Source organism: Paraburkholderia sp. GW821-FHT02A12 (assembly GCF_059422005.1).
Map to the genome: position 1 here is coordinate 1,162,465 of NZ_JBWKWA010000001.1, position 19,227 is coordinate 1,181,691.

A 19,227-nucleotide genomic window follows, 5' to 3' on the forward strand; every position below is an offset into this window, starting at 1 on the left:
CGCGTGAGCCGCGCGGGCTTCGTCCCGGCGCCGCGCCCCAACCGAATCAATCGCGAATCAACCGCAACAGAGAGGAAGTCCGACCATGGCACAAGAAACCATGAGCTTTCAGGCAGAAGTGAAACAACTTCTGCACCTGATGATCCATTCGCTGTACAGCAACAAGGAAATCTTTCTGCGCGAGCTGATTTCGAACGCATCCGACGCGGCCGACAAGCTGCGCTTCGAGGCGATCGAAAACAGCGCGTTGTACGAGAGCGATCCGAATCTGCGGATTCGCGTGTCGTACGACAAGGCCGCGCGCACCGTCACCATCGACGACAACGGCATCGGCATGAGCCGCGACGAAGCGATCGCCCACCTCGGCACGATCGCGCGTTCAGGCACCAAGGAATTCTTCGGCAAGCTCTCCGGCGACCAGCAGAAAGATGCGGCGCTGATCGGCCAGTTCGGTGTGGGCTTCTACTCGGGCTTCATCGTCGCGGACAGGATCACGGTCGAAACGCGCCGCGCCGGATTGCCGGCGTCCGAGGGCGTGCGCTGGGAAAGCGCGGGCGAGGGCGACTTCGCGGTCGAGCAGATCGAGCGCGCCGCGCGCGGTACGACCATCACGCTGCATCTGCGTGCCGATGAAGACGAGCTGCTGTCGTCGCATCGTTTGAAGTCGATCATCCAGAGGTACTCGGACCACGTCGCGCTGCCGATCCTGATGAAGAAGGAAGAGTGGGACGCGGAAAAGAGCGAAATGGTCACGAAGGACGAAGACGAGACCGTCAACCAGGCGAGCGCGCTGTGGACCCGCGCGAAGAGCGACATCACCGAAGAGCAGTACGAGCAGTTCTATCAGCACCTGTCGCACGATCACCAGGACCCGCTCACGTGGACGCATAACCGCGTCGAAGGACGCAGCGAATATATACAGCTGCTATACGTGCCCGCGCATGCGCCGTTCGATCTGTTCAACCGCGATCATCGCGCCGGGCTGAAGCTGTACGTGAAGCGCGTGTTCATCATGGACGACGCCGAGCAACTGCTGCCCGCGTATCTGCGCTTCGTGAAGGGGGTAGTCGATTCGAGCGATCTGCCGCTTAACGTGTCGCGTGAAATCCTGCAGGAGAGCCGCGACGTCAAGGCGATCCGCGAAGGCGTGACCAAGCGCGCGCTGTCGATGCTCGAAGAACTGGCGAACTCGGAGAATGACGCCGACAAGGAGAAGTACGCCGGCTTCTGGAAGGAATTCGGGCAGGTGCTGAAGGAAGGCGTCGGCGAGGATTTCGCCAACCGCGAACGCATCGCCAGGCTGGTTCGCTTTGCGTCGACGGATACGGAATCGCCGGAGCAAACCGTTTCGCTCGCCGATTACGTCGCGCGGATGAAGCCCGAGCAGAGCAAGATCTACTACGTGACCGCGGACACCTGGCAGGCCGCGACCCACAGTCCGCATCTCGAAGTGTTCCGCAAGAAGGGCGTGGAAGTGCTGCTGCTGACCGATCGCGTCGATGAATGGATGCTGTCGTTCCTGAACGAATTCGACGGCAAGCCGCTGCAAAGCGTCGCGCGCGGCGATCTCGATCTGGGCGCGCTGAACGACGAAGAAAAAGAGGCGCAGGAGAAGGTCGGCGAAGAGTTCAAGCCGCTGGTCGACAGGATGAAGGAAGCGCTGAAGGACAAGGCGAAGGACGTGCGTCTGACGTTCCGCCTGACCGATTCGCCGTCCTGCCTCGTCGCCGACGACGGCGACATGAGCGGTTATCTGCAACGTATGCTGAAGGCCGCGGGTCAGCAAGCGCCGTCGTTCCATCCGATTCTCGAAGTGAATCCGGAGCACGCGCTGGTGAAGGGCTTGCATGCGGACAGCGCGAACTTCGACGACTGGTGCCATCTGCTGTTCGATCAGGCCCTGCTCGCCGAAGGCGGCGCGCTGGAAGATCCGGCGAGTTTCGTGAAGCGGACTAATGCGTTGTTGCTCACGCGTGCGGGATGAGCTCGCGAGTTGAGTTGGCGAGTTGAGTTTGCGAGTTAAGTTTGACTAAGCGTCGCGCTGACGCTCGTGGTTGAAAAATGCGCTGCTTCGGCAGCGCATTTTTTTGCCCAGCGCGCGGTTTTGCGCCGGGTCAGGTGGACAACGGCGGCAGCTTGATGCGCGGGCGCCTGTCCGTTTAAACGACGCACTTGCGATAGGACGGCGCCGGCCAGTTCTCTTTCCAGATGCAACGCACCCGGCCGCCGCAATACGACCGCCACCCGATGTGCAATGCGGTCTGAGGTTTAAGCGGCAAGCCGATTGAGGCACCTCAGCATCCGAGCGGCTGCCAATAGAACGTCCTGACGGGAGGAGGGGGCAGGTCTGGCGATCGTCTGATCGGCGTCGCCGTTATAATCCGACACCATGCCTATCCGTTTCGATGCCGCCGACGCCCACTGGCGCGTCGCTCCCTTACCCGGCTTTAGCGCTGCCCAGAAAGACTGGCTGACCCGCGGTGGTTCACTGACCGCGCATCTGCGCACGCTCGGCGCGGTCGCGGTGCGCGTCACGCGCGAAGCCGTTGCGCGGCCGTGGGCCGACGAGCACGCCGCGCTCGGCCTCGCGCCGCGTGCCCCCGCGTGGGTTCGGGAGGTGGTGTTGTCGGTCGACGGCGTGCCGTTCGTCGCCGCGCATAGCGTGGCGCCTCTCGCGGCGAGCGTCGGCGTATGGCAGGCGACACGGCGGCTGCGTACCCGTCCGCTCGCCGAGTTGCTGTACAGCGATAGCAGCGTCGCGCGTTCGTCGCTGGTGAGCCGCAGGCTGACGGCGCGTCATTCGCTGTACCGACTGGCTGCGTATGAGATCGACGGCGCGCCGCCGCATGCGCTGGTCGCGCGCCGCTCCGTGTTCGAGCGCCACGGTGCGCCGCTGATGGTGACCGAATGCATGTTGCCCGCGCTGTGGGTGCATCTGGCTTCGTCGGCGTGCGAGTCGTCCGCGCCTGCATCGCACGCGGCGCATCCGCGTTCGCGTGAACATGGGCGCCCGCTCGAGCACACCGTATCGCGAGCGCATCCCGCGCATCCCGCGGTTCGCGCGCCAGGCGAGGCGAGCCGCTGATGCTGCGCGGCTTTCCACCCGTCGTCGCCGCCGGTACGCATACGCTGATTCTCGGCAGCTTTCCCGGCGAAGCGTCGCTCGCCGCGACGCAGTATTACGCGCATCCGCGCAACCAGTTCTGGCGTCTGCTCGGCACGGTGCTCGACGAGCCGCTGGCCGAACTCGCTTACGAAGAACGTCTGAGGCGTGTACTCGCGCATGACATCGGCGTGTGGGACGTGCTTGCGGCTTGCCATCGCGAGGGGAGTCTGGATGCGGCGATCCGCAACGCGCAACCGAATGACTTCGCGTCGCTGCGCGAGCATGCGCCGCTGCTGCGCAAAGTCTGCTTCAACGGCAAGACGGCGGGCCGCTTCGCGCCGGTGATCGGCGAAGCCGGCTACGCCACCCTCGTATTGCCTTCGTCGAGTCCGGCGAATGCTATGCTCTCGTTCGACCAAAAATTGCGCCTTTGGCGCGACATCCTTACATGACGAAATTAATCAAGCGCGCTTCGGCTGAAGCGCGTGCTTTCCGCCATCAAGACGCAGACGCCGCGGGCGGCAAACAGAAAGCAGTGCGCAATAACAGGCGCGCGCAACACGGCGACGATCTGCACGACGCGCCGCAAATCGAAGCGCCGCGCAAGCCGCGTTTTGCTCCTGTCACGTTCTCGGAAGAAGGCGGCGTGCGCTACCTGCATTTCGGCACGGAATGGGTGCAAGGTGCGATGCGTCTGCGCAAGCCGGATCACATCGAACTCGAATACGCGCAGCAGATGATGGCCTGGCTGCTGTTCATCGAAACGCCCAGGCGCATCGTCCAGCTCGGTCTGGGCGCCGCGGCGCTGACCAAGTTCGCCCACCGCTTCCTGAAGCGCGCGAAGGTCGAGGCGGTCGAGTTGAATCCGGCGGTCGTCGTCGCCGCGCGGACGATGTTTGAACTGCCGCACGACGATGCGCGCCTGACCGTACACGAAACCGACGCGTGGGACTTCGTCAACGACCGCGCCAATCACGGCACGATCGGCGCGCTGCAAGTCGACGTCTACGATGCGACCGCGCGCGGCCCGGTGCTCGACAGCGTCGCCTTCTACCGTGCCGTGCGCGCGTGTCTGACCGGCGCGGGCGTGGTGACGGTGAACCTGTTCGGCGATCACCCGAGCTTCGTGCGCAACATGAAGCGGCTGAATGAAGCGTTCGACGGCCGCGTCGTCGCACTGCCGGAAGTGCATGACGGCAACCGCATCGCGATCGCCTTCTCGGGCCCGGCGCTCGACGTGCCGTTCACGGCGCTGCAAGCGCGCGCCAGGCTGATCGAAGCCGAACTCGGCCTGCCGGCGCGCAAGTGGATCAAGGGTCTGCAGGAATCGACCGGGCAGACGGGCAACTCGTTCTCGGTCTGACGATCGACAGGCAGCCGGGCCGGGCAAGCCGGCTCGACTGCTCTCAGACGCAACGCCCGCTGCCGCACGGTTTATGCGGCCGGGGACACCCAAGCCGCGCTCGTCCCGCTTCGCCAGCACCGTCCCGCCTCGGGTCGTCCCTGCTTGACCGCACGTTCGCGGCTCCTATACTCTTTCGATGCTTTCGGGGCGCCCGTCGCTTATCCGCGGGGCGGCTCCCCGCTGCGGGATCCACCACCCGTCAAAACACGGGCCAACATTTCAATAATAGGTAGGAGGAGACGTCATGGCTCACGACGCCGACGCGAACAAAGCCAGCAAGCGCTGGCTCTGGTTGCTGTTGCTGCCCTGGATCGCAATGGTCTGGGTGCCGTCATATAACAAGGTCGAACCGCAACTGTTCGACTTTCCGTTCTTCTACTGGTATCAGCTCCTGTGGGTGCTGATCAGCGCGGTCATCACGGCGCTCGTGTACTTCAAGACCAAGACCCGTTCGACGGGCCGTCCGCAAGGGGGCGCGCAATAATGAACGCCACCGCGACATTCGTCTTCGTACTGTTCTTCGTCGGCGTCACCATTCTGGGCTTTATCGCGGCCCACTGGCGGCGCGGCGATCTCGCTCATCTGGAAGAGTGGGGCCTCGGCGGGCGGCGCTTCGGCACCATCGTCACCTGGTTCCTGCTCGGCGGCGACCTGTACACGGCCTACACGTTCATCGCCGTGCCGGCGCTGGTGTTCGGCGCGGGCGCCACCGGCTTCTTCGCGCTGCCGTACACGATCATGATCTATCCGTTCGCGTTCGTCGTGTTCCCGAAACTGTGGAGCATCGCCAAACGCCACGGCTACGTGACATCGGCCGACTTCGTCTCGGCCCGCTATGGCAGCCGCATGCTCGCGCTGGCGGTCGCCTTGACCGGCATCGTCGCGACGATGCCGTACATCGCGCTGCAACTGGTCGGTATCGAAGTGGTGATCGGCGCACTGGGTTTCGACACCACCGGCTTCGTCGGCGATCTGCCGCTGATCATCGCGTTCGCGATTCTCGCGGCGTACACGTACACCTCGGGTCTGCGCGCGCCGGCCATGATCGCGGTCGTCAAGGACATCCTGATCTACGTGACGATCTTCGCCGCGATCATCGTGATTCCGCCGCAGCTGGGCGGCTTCGGCCATATCTTCGGCGTGGTGCCGCCGGCCAAGCTGTTGCTGAAGGCGCCGGACGTGTCGAGCCTGAACGGCTACAGCGCGTATGCGACGCTCGCGGTCGGCTCGGCGCTGGCGCTGTTCCTGTATCCGCACTCGATCACCGCCATCCTGTCGTCGAATTCGGGTAACACGATCCGCCGCAATATGGCGATGCTGCCGGCTTACTCGCTGGTGCTCGGTCTGCTTGCGCTGCTCGGCTTCATGGCGCTCGCAGCGGGCGTGAAGGATATGCCGGAATACGCGCCGTACTTCAAGGCGTTCGGGCCGAACTTCGCGGTGCCGGCGCTGTTCCTGCACTTCTTCCCGTCGTGGTTCGTCGGCGTCGCGTTCGCGGCGATCGGCATCGGCGCGCTGGTGCCGGCGGCGATCATGTCGATCGCGGCAGCGAACCTGTACACGCGCAACATCCACAAGGAGTTCGTGAACCGCAACATGACGCACGACCAGGAGACCAACGTGGCCAAGCTGGTGTCGCTGATCGTCAAGGTCGGCGCGGTGGCGTTCGTTCTCGGCCTGCCGCTCACGTACGCGATCCAGCTGCAACTGCTGGGCGGTATCTGGATCATTCAGACGCTGCCGGCAATCGTGCTGGGCCTGTACACGCGCGTGCTCGACTACCGCGGCCTGCTGCTCGGCTGGGCGGCCGGCATCGCAACCGGCACGTGGATGGCGATTTCGCTGAAGCTGGCCGGCTCGATCTTCACGATCCACCTGTTCGGTCTCGCGATTCCGGGCTACGCGGCGGTGTGGTCGCTGGTCGTGAACCTGGTGGTGTCGGTGGTGGTGAGCATTCTGGTGCGCGTGCTGGGCATGCAGCGCGCCGAAGACCGTACCCGTCCGGAAGACTATCTGGACGCGGTCGAAGGCTGAGCAAGCTGCTCTACTTCGGGTCAGTGAACCGCGCCCGCAGACGGAAGTTTGCGGGCGTTTGTCTTTCCGGCGCACTCTGGTGCACGATAGCGGAACTGTTCTTCAAAGCGTCCGTCGCGCCGCCATGGCCTCTGCCGATTCCCCCACCGTGATTGCCCGCCGTTCGGCCATTAGCCGCATGGTGCGTGCGGTCGCGTCGCCGTACTACCGCTATCGCCATGCGAGGGTGTTGCACAGTCTGCGCGTCGGTCTCGCGATGCTGGTGTCGATTCTCGCCACGACCGGTATCGACATCCCGCACGGTATCTGGTCGTCGGTGACCTTGCTGGTGGTGATCGGCGGCTTGCAGCATCACGGCAACATCCGCAAGAAGGCCGCGGAACGGGCGGCGGGCACTTTGCTCGGCGCGTCGATCGGCCTGGTGCTGATCCTGCAGCAGAACCTGATCGGCTCGCTGCCGCTCACCTACGTGCTGATGTCGATCGTCGCCGCGATCTGCGCGTGGTTCGCAATCGGCTCGTCCGGCTATGTCGGCCTGTTGACGGCGATCACGATGTGCATCGTCGCGGGCCACGGCGACAATCTGATCGACGTCGGGCTGTGGCGCACGCTGAACGTGCTGATCGGCATCGTGATCGCGCTGGCGTTTTCGTTCGCGCTGCCGCTGCACGCGACCTACTCGTGGCGCTACGGCCTCGCCGACAATCTGCGCGAATGCGCGCGGATCCATGCGCGGCTGCTGCAAGGCGAGACGATCAGCGAAGACGAGCAGGTCAAGGGCTTTCTAAGGATCAACAAGCGGCTGGTGCAACTGCGTTCGCTGATGCCTTCGGTGGCCAAGGAGATCGATGTGCCGCAGGCCCGGCTCGAGGAGATCCAGCGCTTGCATCGCTCGGTGCTCAGTTCGCTGGAACTGCTGGCGACCGGGCCGCTGATGCGCGCCGACGCAGCGGCGCGCGCCGCCTTCGCGCAGGAGTGCGGAATCGAGGTGCGCGCCGTGCGAAGCATTCTGCTGGCCACGGCGCGCGGTCTGCGCTTTGGCCGCGCGACGCAATTCAGGATTCCGGCCGCGTCGCCGCTCTCGCCAGCGCGCAGCGACGCGGCGTTGAAACTGCCGCCCGACTTGCAAGGTCCCTATTGGCTCGGGCAGCGGCTGGCCGAACAGGTCGACCGGCTGCGCGCATTGCTGCTGGAAACCGAGCCGAACTGGAACATCGAACGGCATGCGCGGACGTTGCTGAAGGTCTAGGGCGAGGGCTAGGGCTAGGCAACTGGCCGAAAACAGACCGCCGCTGCCGCGGGCGCTGCCGGCCTGACAGCAGCGGTATTCGCCACGACGGCGACAGCTTTAGTTTTCCGGTACCGTCACCATCCAGGCGAGACCGAAGCGGTCCACCGCCATGCCGAAGCCCTTGCTCCAGAAGGTGGCTTGCCACGGCATCATCACCTGTCCGCCGTCGGCTAGCGCATTGAAATATTTTTCGGCCGATGCCGCATCGTCGGCTGTCAGCGACAGGTTGAAGCCGTTCATCGGGCCGGCATTGGGGTCGCAGTGGCCGTCGGACGCCATCCAGACCGTCGAACCGAGCTTGACGCTCGCGTGCATGATCTTGTCCTCCATGCCGGGGCGCAACTGTCCCTGTGCGTCGGGCGGTGCTTCCTTGTAGCGCATCAGGAACACCACCTCCGCGCCGAGTTTCTCGCCGTAGTACTTGAGCGCTTCTTCGCAACGGCCGTTGAAAAAAACGTAAGGCTGGACATACATGATCGTCTCCCGGAGTTTTGGGTCAGCGGAACGCGGCGCTGCGAACCTCCAGACGTGCACAGGTTGAGGTGCGGGCGGGCGTGCAGACGATTGTAGTCGTCCGTTGCAGCAGCAATTGTGACTTTGTGCCGGAAGAGCGGCGGGTTCGACGTGGCCCCGATAAAACGCGGCCAGAGGCGAGTCAGAAGCGAGTCAGAGCGACCCGGAAACGACCCGGAAGCGACCCGGAAACGGCGCGCGGCCCTGAACCGGAAGGCTCAGGGCCGCGCGCTTGAACAGAGGAGGCGGGTTTAACGCAGCGCTTCGATCAGCTTTTCCAGCTTGACGGCGTCCGCGGCGAACGCGCGAATGCCTTCAGCGAGTTTTTCCGTCGCCATCGCTTCGTCGTTGACGAGGAAACGGAACGACGATTCGTCGACCGGCACGCGTTCGATGTCCGCGCCCGTGGCGATCTCCGGCGACAGCTTGCGCTCCACTTTCTCGGTGCTCTCCTGCAGCTTTTGCAGCAGATCCGGACTGATGGTCAGCAGATCGCAGCCGGCCAGTTCGAGAATCTGACTCGTCGTGCGAAAGCTCGCGCCCATCACCTCGGTCTTGTAACCGAACTTCTTGTAGTACGCGTAGATGCGGCGCACCGATTTGACGCCCGGATCGTTGGCGCCGCCGTCTTTCGCTTCGTCCCAGGCGCTGCCGGCGTTCTTCTTGTACCAGTCGTAAATGCGGCCGACGAACGGCGAAATCAGCTGCGCGCCCGCTTCGGCACAGGCGGCCGCCTGCGCGAGCGAGAACAGCAGCGTCATGTTGCAGCGGATGCCTTCTTTCTGCAGCACTTCGGCCGCGCGGATGCCTTCCCACGTGGAGGCCAGCTTGATCAGCACGCGCTCGCGCTCGATGCCGTGGTCTTTGTACAGCGCGATCAGTTCACGGCCCTTGGCGATCGAGCCTTCGACGTCGAACGACAGGCGCGCGTCCACTTCGGTCGACACGCGGCCCGGGATGATCTGGAGGATCTCGGTGCCGAATGCGATCAGCAACTGGTCGATGATCACGCCGACCGGCTTCGACGCGTGCGCTTTCACGGTTTTTTCGAGCAGCGGACGGTAATCGTCCTTCTGCACGGCCTTCAGAATCAGCGACGGATTGGTGGTCGCGTCCTGCGGCTTGTACTGGGCGAGTTGCTGGAAGTCGCCGGTATCGGCAACGACGGTGGTGTATTGCTTGAGCTGGTCGAGTGCGGTTGTCATGTTCGAGCCTTCAGGGCGTACGTGCGCCGTGGTTCAGGAGAAATGAGGTCGCCGCCGGACAAAAAGTACAACCAGTCCGGCGGCCGGGAGTCACGCTGCAGCATTTACCCGCCATGTTGCCGGGAAACGCTGCCGGATACTTCTATTCTATGGCGGATCGCCTGATGCGGCATTGACACTTGCCCCCGGCGATCCGTTCACGCGGATTTCAGGCCCCGTTTTTCCGGCGCCGCATTGTCACGGACGCCGTCAGACGCGGCGCGCGTTCAGCACCAGTTGCGTCAGCACGCCCGCAACCAGTCCCCAGAATGCTGAGCCGATCGACAGCAGGGTGAGGCCCGAGGCCGTCACCATGAACGTCACCAGCGCCGCTTCGCGCTGTTTGAGGTCTTGCATCGCGTTGGCAAGGCCGCTCATGATCGAGCCGAACAGCGCCAGCGCAGCGACGGAGACGACCAGCGCCTTCGGCAAGGCCGCGAACAGCGCGGCGATGGTCGCACCAAAAATCCCGGCGATCAGATAGAAAATGCCGCACCAGACAGCGGCGGTGTAACGCTTGCCGCGGTTGTCGTGCGCTTCGGGGCCGGTGCAGATCGCCGCCGTGATCGCCGCAAGATTGATGCCGTGCGAGCCGAACGGTGCGAGCAACAGCGAGATGATGCCGGTCGTCGAAATCAGCGGTGCGGACGGCGTCGTGTAGCCGTCGGCGCGCAGCACCGCGATACCCGGCACGTTCTGCGACGCCATCGCGACGACAAACAGCGGAATGCCGATGCTGATGCTCGCGGCCACCGAGAACGCCGGCATGGTGAACACCGGGTGCGCGAGCGCGACATGAAAGCGGCTGAAGTCGAGCAGGCCGAGCCCGCCGGCGGCGATCGTGCCGACGCTCAGCGTCGTGACGATCGCGTAGCGCGGCACGAGGCGTTTGGCGATCAGATAGGTGAAGAACATCGTCAGCACGAGCGCGGTCTGGAACTGCGCGGCGCGGAAAATCTCGATGCCGATTTCGAACAGAATGCCCGCCAGCAACGCCGAGGCGATGCCTGCCGGGATTTTTTTCATCAGCGTATCGAACCAGCCGGTCAGGCCGACCACGGTCAGCAGCAACGCGCAGACGATAAACGCGCCGATCGCCTCCGCGTAAGCCACATGCGGCAGCGACGACACCAGCAGCGCCGCGCCCGGCGTCGACCATGCGATTACGATCGGCGCGCGAAAACGCAGCGAGAGGCCGATCGTGCCGACGGCCATGCCGATCGACAACGCCCAGATCCACGACGAAATCTGCGCATCGGTCAGATGCGCGGCCTGGCCCGCCTGGAACATCAGCACCAGCGAACTGGTGTAGCCGGTCATCATCGCGACGAAGCCGGCGACGACGGCTGACAGCGAGGTGTCGGCGAACGGTCTGAGACGTCCGGGCGATGCGGTGGCAGCGGAAAATTCGGGCGATGAAGACGGACTCATGCAGATACTTTCTTGTAGTTGGCGTTAGAACGTGAACGGATTATTTGCTCAGCATGCGCATTGCCGTTTCGAGGCCGGCGAGCGTGAGCGGATACATGCGGTGGCCGAGCACTTCGCGGATTGCGCTGACCGACTGCCGGTACGGCCACAGGGCCTCCGGCTCCGGGTTCAGCCACGCATAATGCGGAAAATGATCCGCCAGCCGCCGCAGCCACACGGCGCCGGCTTCGGGATTGTTGTATTCGACCGAGCCGCCCGGCTGCAGCACTTCGTATGGACTCATCGTCGCATCGCCGACGAAGATCAGCTTGTAATCCGGCGTGAACTTGTGCAGCACGTCCCACGTGGGCATGCGCTCGGCGTGGCGGCGGCGATTGTTCTTCCACAGGAAGTCGTACACGCAGTTGTGGAAGTAATAGAACTCGAGGTGCTTGAACTCGGCCTTGGCCGCCGAAAACAGCTCTTCGGTGCGTTTGATGTGATCGTCCATCGAGCCGCCCACGTCGAGCAGCATCAATACCTTCACCTTGTTGTGCCGCTCCGGCACCATCTTCAGATCGAGCCAGCCGGCGTTTGCAGCGGTGCTGCGGATCGTGTCGGGCAGATCGAGTTCTTCGGCGGCACCTTCGCGCGCAAAACGGCGCAAGCGGCGTAGCGCGATCTTGATGTTGCGTGTGCCGATTTCGACCTGATCGTCATAATCGCGGTAGGCGCGCGCTTCCCACACCTTGACCGCCGTGCGATTGCCCGCCGCATCGCCGCCGATGCGCACGCCCTCCGGGTTGTAGCCGCCGTTGCCGAACGGCGACGTGCCGCCCGTGCCGATCCATTTATTGCCGCCTTCGTGGCGCTCTTTCTGTTCGTCGAACAGTTCCTTGAGGCGCTCCATCAGCTTGTCGAGACCGCCCATCGCTTCGATCTGCGCTTTTTCTTCGGGCGACAGATCGCGTTGCAGCTTCTTCTTCAGCCAGTCGAGCGGGACGTCGAAGGCAAGCTCCGAGGTTTGCGCGACGCCGTTGAAATACGCGCCGAACGCCTGGTCGAATTTGTCGAAGTATTGCTCGTCCTTGACCAGCGTGATGCGCGCGAGATAGTAGAAGTCGTCGAGCGACGGCGCGATCACGTTGGCTTTCAGCGCTTCGAGCAGCGTCAGATATTCCTTCACCGACACCGGCAGTTTGGCCGCGCGCAGCGAATAAAAGAAGTCGATCAGCATGCTGTTTCCTCTGCGGCGGCTGGGGGGGCGGCGGTACTGCGTGCTCAGCCACGTCGTGACGACGGCAATAGCGGTATTAACGGTGTTAACGGTGTTAGCGGTTGTTGCGGTTCATGAAGATCAGCCGCTCGAACAGGCTTACGTCCTGTTCGTTTTTCAGAAGCGCGCCATGCAGCGGCGGAATGATCTGTTTCTGATCGCTGGAGCGCAGCGCATCGGACGGAATGTCTTCGGCGAGCAGCAGTTTCAGCCAGTCGAGCAGTTCCGACGTGGACGGTTTCTTCTTCAGTCCCGACACGTTGCGCAATTCGAAGAAGCTCTGCATGGCCGCGGCGAGCAGTTCCTTTTTGATGCCGGGATAATGCACCTCGACGATCTGCTGCATCGTTGCCGGATCGGGGAACTTGATGTAATGGAAGAAGCAGCGGCGCAGGAACGCGTCGGGCAGTTCCTTCTCGTTGTTCGACGTGATGATGACGAGCGGGCGCTGTTTGGCGCGAATCAGCTCGTGCGTCTCGTACACGTAGAACTCCATGCGGTCGAGTTCGCGCAGCAGGTCGTTCGGGAATTCGATGTCGGCCTTGTCGATCTCGTCGATCAGCAGCACCGTTTGCTGGTCCGACTCGAACGCCTGCCACAGCACGCCCTTGACGATGTAGTTGCTGATGTCCTTCACGCGCTCGTCGCCGAGCTGCGAATCGCGCAGACGCGACACCGCGTCGTACTCGTACAGACCCTGCTGCGCCTTGGTGGTGGACTTGATGTGCCACTGCAGGAGCGGCATGTCGAGCGCGGCGGCGACCTCTTCGGCCAGCATGGTTTTGCCGGTGCCGGGTTCGCCCTTGATCAGCAACGGGCGTTTCAGCGTCATCGCGGCGTTGACCGCGAGCTTGAGGTCGTCGGTGGCGACGTATTGCGATGAGCCTTCGAAACGCATGGCGAGATGCTCTTTTTGGGAAAAAAACCCAGTATAAGTCAGAAGGCCTGTTGGGCTGAACGGGGCCCGCGTAGGGTGTCACCCGCGGTGTCATCCACGGTGCCGGACGCCGGCGGGCGGTGGCCGGGCGGCTCTCGGGCGGCCGGCGGGTGGTGGCGGGTGGTGGCGGCATGGCCCGCGGCGCGCCTTTCGCGCGCTGACGCGGCTGCAGCCGGTCCGCCGCGGGCGGCAGGTTTGGCGCCCGCGCAGCAAAGCGGCCCTGGGCGCGGGTTCGTGGCAGCCGGATGCGCCGCCGCCCCGCGCGGTGGACGTTCGGCGCGGCGTCGCGGTACAATTAGCCCGATTTTTTTGGCCTGCGTGGCTACCCTATAAGAATGACGGCGCGGGCCGTTGCCTTTTTGGGCGCCCGTTTCCCCTCAAGCCAGGTTACATGCTATGAATAAATTCGTCGGCAAACACGTCGTGATCGCAGCGCTGTCGGTGCTCGCGGGCTATGCGGCCAGTGCGCAGGCAGCGGATGTCGTCGGCAACGCGAAGGCGGGCCAAGGCAAGGTCGCGATGTGTATTGGCTGCCACGGCATCCCTGAATACCGCACGGCTTACCCTGAGGTCTACCGCGTGCCGATGCTCGGCGGCCAGAATCAGGCGTATCTCGAGAACGCGCTGCACGGCTACAAGAAGGGCGACCGCCATTTCGAAACGATGCACGCGATCACCGTGTCGCTGTCGGATCAGGACATCGCCGATATCTCTGCCTACTACGCAGCGCAAAATTCCTCTTCGAAGAACAATCCCGACAAGTGATCGGCGTCGGTCACTCGGTTATTTATATTCGCGGGATAGGAGAATTCATGAATAAGCCCCAACAGGCACTCCACACGGTGTTCAAGGCTGCATGCGCGTCGGCGGCAGTGATCGGTCTGGTTGCAGCGAACGTCGCGCACGCCGCCGATGCCGGCAACGGCAAGGTGCTGGCCGACAGCCACAATTGCGCGGCTTGCCACGGCGTCAACCTGAACAAGCCGGTGAGCCCGGAATATCCGAAGCTCGCCGGTCAGCACGCCGACTATATCTACTGGGCGCTGCGCCAGTATCAGATGGGCAACGGCAATCCGCACCTCGGTCGCAACAACGCGATCATGCAGGCGCAGGTGCAAAGCCTGTCGCCAGGCGACATGAAGGACATCGCGGCTTATGTCGAATCGCTGGACGGCGATCTGGTGCAGAAGAAGTAAGCGCGCTGCGCGCTTGCCGAGCTCGCTTTTTTTCGCACCATTCCTGATTGAACGACACCCTGCTTCGGCGGGGTGTCGTGCTTTTGGCGCCGCGATTTGCGTTATTGCGTTATTGCATTACGCGCCGACCGCCGTGGTCCGGCCGCGCCGTGGCCGCTCAGTCCCGTGTGGCGCGCCGTTCGATACGCTGCAAATACGCGTCCGTATCCGGCGGGGTGCCGGTGCGCTGCGCTTCCCAGATGGTTTCGCCGAGGCAGTCCATGATCGCGTGTTGCGCTTCATGGGTCGAGCCGAGGCGCGCGGCGAGGCGCTCGTGCGCGGCGCGAATGCCGGGCGGCTGGTCGATCGAGAGTTGCTCGGTGATCGCCAGATGCATCGACAGATGCAGGAACGGGTTGGTCTGTCCGCGTTCGGGCGAGTAGTCCTGGGTTGCCGCGCCTTCGCTATCGGCCAGATCGGCGTGGTACTCGGGATGCTCGACGATCCAGTCGGCGGCGATCGCTTCGAGCGGCGTCAGAATCTCGCCTTGACGCTGCTTGCGCCAGGTGTCGGTGAAAAAGAGGCGAACTTCGTCGCGGCTGGGATTGAACATCGTGGGGCCGGTGCGTTGAGGTCGATGCGTTGAGGTCGATGCGGGGGTGCAGGGCGTCATTTTACGCCGGGGCTGGAGGGCTTGCTGACGGTGCTGCAAGCACCCCAAGCACGCCAAGCACCCCAAGCACCCCAAGCACGCCAAGCACCCCAAGCACCCCAAGCACCCCAAGCGCGCCTGGACGGCAATGCTGCCGGAGGGTGCACGACCGAGGCGCTCGCGCGTGTTCGCTTCGTCGCCGCGCCGCGTTCAAAGATCCGGCGGCGGCGTCTTCGGCCGGAACTCGCACAGCGGCTCGATCACGCAATGCCAGCATTCCGGCCGGCGCGCCTTGCATACGTAGCGTCCGTGCAGGATCAGCCAGTGATGCGCATCCTGCTTGAATTCGGCCGGCGTGAATTTCTCCAGCGCCACCTCCACTGCGCGCACATCTTTTCCCGGCGCCAGCCCGGTTCGATTGGCAACCCGAAAGATATGGGTATCGACGGCGATGGTCGAATGGCCGAACGCGGTGTTCAGGATCACGTTCGCCGTTTTTCGGCCGACGCCGGGCAGACTCTCGAGCGCTTCGCGATCTTCCGGTACTTCGCCGCCGTACTGGTCGAGCAGGATGCGGCAAGTCGCGATAACGTTCCTGGCCTTGGTCCGATAGAGGCCGATGGTCTTGATGTAGTCCGCGACGCCTTCTTCGCCGAGGTCGAAAACCTGCTGCGGCGTGTTCGCGACGGGGAACATCTTGCGCATCGCTTTGTTCACCGACACGTCGGTGGCCTGCGCCGACAGCAGCACGGCAATCAGCAGTTCGAACGGTGTGGTGTACTCGAGTTCGGTGGTGGGATGCGGATTGAGACTCTGAAGCGTCTCGTAGATGGCGCGGCGTTTGTTCGCGTTCATGCGGAGCGTGAGGGTGAGGTGCGGTTAGCGCTTCGTGGAGTGAGTGTCGGTGTCGTCGTCCGCCGCGAGTCCGAGACGGCGGCGGCGCGCCTCGGCAGCGTCGATCTGCGCCTGCACATCGGCACTGACATGCTCGGTGTTCAGCGGACCTTGTCCTTTGGCTGCCAGCTCTTCTTTCTTCTTGCGCGCACGCTCGAGCGCGGCCTGGATAATCGCGCGTTTTTTCGCTTCGGCGTCGTCCGCGGCCGGCGCGGCGGGCGCGGTGGGTGACGCTCCAGCCGAGGCTTCGGCGCCTTGCACAGGCGCGCTGCTCGCGGCTCGCCGCGCTGCAGCACGCGCTTCGGCGGCTTCGCGTTCGCGCGCAAGACGCGCTTCGCGCCGGTCGTGGCGTTCACGCGCGGCGTCGGCCTGGGCCTGGCTCCACGCGTTCCAGCCGGTTGCTTCGCCGGTGACGGGCGGCATCGCGATGCAGTCGACCGGGCAGGGCGGCACGCACAGGTCGCAACCGGTGCAGAGCTCCGCGATCACCGTATGCATCTGTTTCGGTGCGCCAACAATTGCATCGACTGGACAAGCCTGCATGCACAACGTGCAGCCGATGCAAAGTTGCTCGTCGATAACCGCCAAAGGACGCGGCCGTTCAACGCCATTGGCGGAATTGAGCGGGATCACCGGCTTGCCGAGCAGCGCGGCGAGGCGCGCGACGCCTTCGGCGCCGCCTGGCGGGCATTGGTTGTAATTGGCCTCGCCGCTGGCGACGGCTTCGGCATACGGACGGCACGCCGGATAGCCGCACTTCGTGCATTGCGTCTGGGGCAGCAGATCTTCGATGCGATCTGCGAGTGTTATGGAATCGGTCACGGTCACGACATTGGGGCTTGCTTCGCGGCCGCGCGGCGCCGAGGGCGGCCTCGGGGAAAGCACGCGGCAGGCTGGGCAACACAAAAGCGCGGCGAAAGCGCGCAAAAACCTGCCGATGCAGGCGAATACGCGCAAGCGCTCGCTCACGCTGGGCTTGAACTAAATAGCACATTATCGCCGATTTCCCCAATTGCGATCCGCAATCCATGTGCCATAATCGAAGCGCTTTTTCGAAAGACCGCAGAAGGGTGTCCCCCAACCATGGCGCGCCCGTTCAACGCTGTCGGTGCAAGGCCCGAGGAGAGGCCGGCGGCGCGATCCGGATAACGCGGCTCACGAAGACGATGCCACCATGAATCAGCCGAAAATCAAAAGAGATCCTGAAGGCACGCGGCGCCGCATTCTGCTTGCGGCGGCCGAAGAGTTTGCAAATGGAGGGTTGTTCGGCGCGCGCGTCGATCAAATCGCCCGCCGCGCGGAAACGAATGAACGCATGCTCTACTACTACTTCGGTAGCAAGGAGCAGCTTTTCACTGCCGTACTCGAGCACGCATTCAGCGCGCTCAATGAAGCGGAGCGCACGCTCGAACTGAACGGCGTCGCGCCGGTCGAGGCCATCACACGCCTCGCGCATTTTGTTTGGGATTACTACCGCGATCATCCCGAGTTGCTGCGTCTCGTCAATAACGAGAATCTGCATGAGGCACGCTACATGCAGAAGTCGACCCGCATCCGCGAAATGATCTCGCCGATTGTCGCGACGCTCGGCGGCATTCTCGAGCGCGGCCAGCGCGCGGGGTTGTTTCGCACTAACGTCGACCCGCTGCGCTTTTATGTGACGCTGTCCGGCATGGGCTACTACATCGTGTCGAACCGCTTCACGCTCGAAGCGACGCTCGGCCGCGATTTCAGCACCGCAAGCGAACGCAGCGAACTCGTGCAGATGAATATGGAGTTGCTGCTCGCGTATCTGTTGCGGCGTTAGGGCACATCGCACGCGCCAAGAAACCTCAGAAACTTCAGAGGCGCGAGAAGCGTAAGACGTTCCAGAAACGGCAACGGCCTCCGAAGAGGCCGTTGTTCTATCTGTCTGCGTGACTGTGTGACGCTCAGGCTTCGACTTTTTCCTTCGTCACCTTCGGCGCCTTGTTGTGCTCGAGGATGAAGTCGCGCAGCTGCGGATAGATGATGGTGCGCCAGCGGCGGCCAGAGAAAATGCCGTAGTGGCCGCATTTCTCCGCGGTGAGGTGACGCTTGTCCTGCTCCGGAATTCCGCTGCACAACCCGTGCGCGGCGAAAGTCTGACCGTCGCCGGAGATATCGTCCAGCTCGCCTTCAATGGTGAGAAGCGCGGTCTTCCTGATGTCCTGCGGACGTACACGCTCGCCGGCGACGTCCCACGTGCCTTCGGCAAGACGGAACTCCTGGAACACCATGCGGATCGTGTCCAGGTAATAGTCCGCGGCCATATCGAGCACCGCGTTGTATTCGTCGTAGAAGCGGCGATGCGCTTCGGCGTCGTCTTCGTCGCCACGCAACAGGCTTTGGTAGAAGTCCCAGTGCGACGCCGCGTGCCGCTCCGGATTCATCGCGACAAAGCCGGTGTGTTGCAGAAAGCCCGGATAAACCTTGCGGCCCACGCCCGGATAGTTCGGCGGCACCGTAAAGATCACGTTGTTCTCGAACCATTCGTACGAGTGTTGCGTAGCCAGCGAGTTGACCGAAGTCGGGCTCTTGCGCGCGTCGATCGGGCCGCCCATCATCGTCATGGTGCGCGGCGTGTCTTCGCCGCGGCTCGCCATCAATGAGATGGCGGCGAGCACCGGCACGGTCGGCTGGCACACCGAGATCACGTGCAGATTCCTCGCTCCGATGTGACGGATGAATTCCTGGATGTAGGCGATGTAGTCGTCGAGGTGAAACTCGCCTTCTTCGAGCGGCACCATGCGCGCATCGATCCAGTCGGTAAGGTAGACCTTGTGGTCTTGCAGCAACGTTCGCACGGTATCGCGCAGCAGCGTGGCGTGGTGTCCGGACAACGGTGCGCACACCAGCACGATCGGCTCGTCTTTCAATTGGATAACAGCGTCGCTGTCGTCCGCGAAACGCTTGAAGCGCATCAGGCGGCAAAACGGCTTTTCGATGATCGTTTGTTCGATGATCGGGATGTTATGGCCGTCTTTGACGATTTGATGAAGGTTGAACTCGGGCTTCTCGTAGTCTTTGCCGAGCCGGTAGAGCAGTTCGTAACCGGCCGACAGGCGCGTGGCGCCCGGCACGTAGGCGAGAGGGCTGGCCGGATTCGCGAACGACTTCGACGCAGCCTGAGCCCAGGCGGTAAGGGGGCTTAACATCGCCCGCTGGAATTCGTGAAATTGGTAGAGCATGGGTGCTCCGTACTTAAGCGGTTCGCATGGGGCTTCGCAAACACGCTGTGGCGTTGCGGCAGGCCGTATTGGTTGTTTGTT

The 19,227-nt window shown here is 63.4% G+C and carries 19 protein-coding genes; 10 read left to right on the forward strand and 9 right to left on the reverse strand.

All coding sequences use genetic code 11. The features are described from left to right. Nucleotides 1–85: 85 nt before the first annotated feature. The 7 genes from htpG (at nt 86) to AC07WT_RS05205 (ending at nt 7,794) form a co-directional block, all read left to right on the forward strand. The gene (htpG, locus tag AC07WT_RS05175; RefSeq protein WP_494946289.1) at nt 86–1,984 is read left to right on the forward strand and encodes a molecular chaperone HtpG; all 1,899 of its coding nucleotides are present in this window, start codon (nt 86–88) and stop codon (nt 1,982–1,984) included. Between the two features lie 405 nt (nt 1,985–2,389). Then, the gene (locus AC07WT_RS05180; RefSeq protein ID WP_494946290.1) at nt 2,390–3,085 is read left to right on the forward strand and encodes a chorismate--pyruvate lyase family protein; all 696 of its coding nucleotides are present in this window, start codon (nt 2,390–2,392) and stop codon (nt 3,083–3,085) included. Next, a complete protein-coding gene (locus AC07WT_RS05185; RefSeq protein ID WP_494946291.1) occupies nt 3,085–3,558 on the forward strand; it encodes a DNA-deoxyinosine glycosylase in 474 nt (157 codons plus the stop codon). The genes AC07WT_RS05180 and AC07WT_RS05185 overlap by 1 nt, the downstream gene beginning before the upstream one ends. Then, nucleotides 3,555–4,469: a class I SAM-dependent methyltransferase gene (locus tag AC07WT_RS05190; protein ID WP_494946292.1), complete on the forward strand. Its 915-nt coding sequence runs from the start codon at nt 3,555–3,557 to the stop codon at nt 4,467–4,469. Before AC07WT_RS05185 ends, AC07WT_RS05190 begins: the two co-directional genes overlap by 4 nt. Before the next feature lie 286 nt (nt 4,470–4,755). Then, nucleotides 4,756–4,995 carry a DUF3311 domain-containing protein gene (locus AC07WT_RS05195; RefSeq protein ID WP_494946293.1) on the forward strand — a complete coding sequence of 80 codons (240 nt, stop codon included), beginning with the start codon at nt 4,756–4,758 and terminating at the stop codon, nt 4,993–4,995. Then, nucleotides 4,995–6,545 carry a monocarboxylate uptake permease MctP gene (mctP, locus tag AC07WT_RS05200; RefSeq protein ID WP_494946294.1) on the forward strand — a complete coding sequence of 517 codons (1,551 nt, stop codon included), beginning with the start codon at nt 4,995–4,997 and terminating at the stop codon, nt 6,543–6,545. Before AC07WT_RS05195 ends, mctP begins: the two co-directional genes overlap by 1 nt. A gap of 124 nt (nt 6,546–6,669) precedes the next feature. Continuing rightward, entirely contained in the window at nt 6,670–7,794 is a 1,125-nt protein-coding gene (locus AC07WT_RS05205; RefSeq protein ID WP_494946295.1) for an FUSC family protein, read from the forward strand. 99 nt (nt 7,795–7,893) lie between these two features. Here the strand turns inward: AC07WT_RS05205 and AC07WT_RS05210 are convergent, their stop codons facing one another. The 5 genes from AC07WT_RS05210 to AC07WT_RS05230 form a co-directional block, all read right to left on the reverse strand. Beyond that, on the reverse strand, nt 7,894–8,310 hold the full coding sequence (locus AC07WT_RS05210) for a VOC family protein (RefSeq protein WP_494946296.1): 417 nt from the start codon (nt 8,308–8,310) through the stop codon (nt 7,894–7,896). A 290-nt stretch (nt 8,311–8,600) separates the two neighbouring features. Beyond that, nucleotides 8,601–9,554 (reverse strand): transaldolase, encoded by a 954-nt coding sequence (tal, locus tag AC07WT_RS05215; RefSeq protein WP_494946297.1) that lies wholly within the window; start codon nt 9,552–9,554, stop codon nt 8,601–8,603. Between the two features lie 249 nt (nt 9,555–9,803). After that, nucleotides 9,804–11,024 (reverse strand): benzoate/H(+) symporter BenE family transporter, encoded by a 1,221-nt coding sequence (locus tag AC07WT_RS05220; RefSeq protein WP_494946298.1) that lies wholly within the window; start codon nt 11,022–11,024, stop codon nt 9,804–9,806. Nucleotides 11,025–11,064: 40 nt separating this feature from the next. After that, nucleotides 11,065–12,240, reverse strand: coding sequence for a vWA domain-containing protein (locus tag AC07WT_RS05225; RefSeq protein ID WP_492595422.1), 1,176 nt, complete (start codon nt 12,238–12,240; stop codon nt 11,065–11,067). Between the two features lie 94 nt (nt 12,241–12,334). Further along, entirely contained in the window at nt 12,335–13,177 is an 843-nt protein-coding gene (locus tag AC07WT_RS05230) for an AAA family ATPase (protein ID WP_494946299.1), read from the reverse strand. A gap of 435 nt (nt 13,178–13,612) precedes the next feature. Here AC07WT_RS05230 and AC07WT_RS05235 point away from each other — a divergent pair, with 435 nt between their 5' ends. Both AC07WT_RS05235 and AC07WT_RS05240 read left to right on the forward strand, forming a co-directional pair. Then, nucleotides 13,613–13,981, forward strand: a complete 369-nt coding sequence (locus AC07WT_RS05235; RefSeq protein WP_115104129.1) for a c-type cytochrome — start codon at nt 13,613–13,615, stop codon at nt 13,979–13,981. Between the two features lie 47 nt (nt 13,982–14,028). Next, nucleotides 14,029–14,412, forward strand: a complete 384-nt coding sequence (locus AC07WT_RS05240) for a c-type cytochrome (protein ID WP_492595424.1) — start codon at nt 14,029–14,031, stop codon at nt 14,410–14,412. A 157-nt stretch (nt 14,413–14,569) separates the two neighbouring features. Here the strand turns inward: AC07WT_RS05240 and AC07WT_RS05245 are convergent, their stop codons facing one another. From AC07WT_RS05245 to rsxB, 3 genes are all read right to left on the reverse strand, one after another. Beyond that, nucleotides 14,570–15,004, reverse strand: a complete 435-nt coding sequence (locus AC07WT_RS05245) for a DUF1841 family protein (protein WP_115104124.1) — start codon at nt 15,002–15,004, stop codon at nt 14,570–14,572. A 249-nt stretch (nt 15,005–15,253) separates the two neighbouring features. Next, nucleotides 15,254–15,898, reverse strand: coding sequence for an endonuclease III (gene nth, locus AC07WT_RS05250; RefSeq protein ID WP_494946300.1), 645 nt, complete (start codon nt 15,896–15,898; stop codon nt 15,254–15,256). 24 nt (nt 15,899–15,922) lie between these two features. Then, nucleotides 15,923–16,765, reverse strand: a complete 843-nt coding sequence (rsxB, locus tag AC07WT_RS05255; RefSeq protein ID WP_494946301.1) for an electron transport complex subunit RsxB — start codon at nt 16,763–16,765, stop codon at nt 15,923–15,925. A gap of 346 nt (nt 16,766–17,111) precedes the next feature. On the opposite strand from rsxB, the gene AC07WT_RS05260 reads away from it, so the two are divergent. Further along, complete coding sequence (locus AC07WT_RS05260; protein ID WP_492595427.1) at nt 17,112–17,744, forward strand: TetR/AcrR family transcriptional regulator; 633 nt, start codon at nt 17,112–17,114, stop codon at nt 17,742–17,744. 124 nt (nt 17,745–17,868) lie between these two features. Here the strand turns inward: AC07WT_RS05260 and AC07WT_RS05265 are convergent, their stop codons facing one another. Continuing rightward, a complete protein-coding gene (locus tag AC07WT_RS05265) occupies nt 17,869–19,146 on the reverse strand; it encodes a polyhydroxyalkanoate depolymerase (protein WP_492595428.1) in 1,278 nt (425 codons plus the stop codon). Between the last annotated feature and the right edge of the window lie 81 nt (nt 19,147–19,227).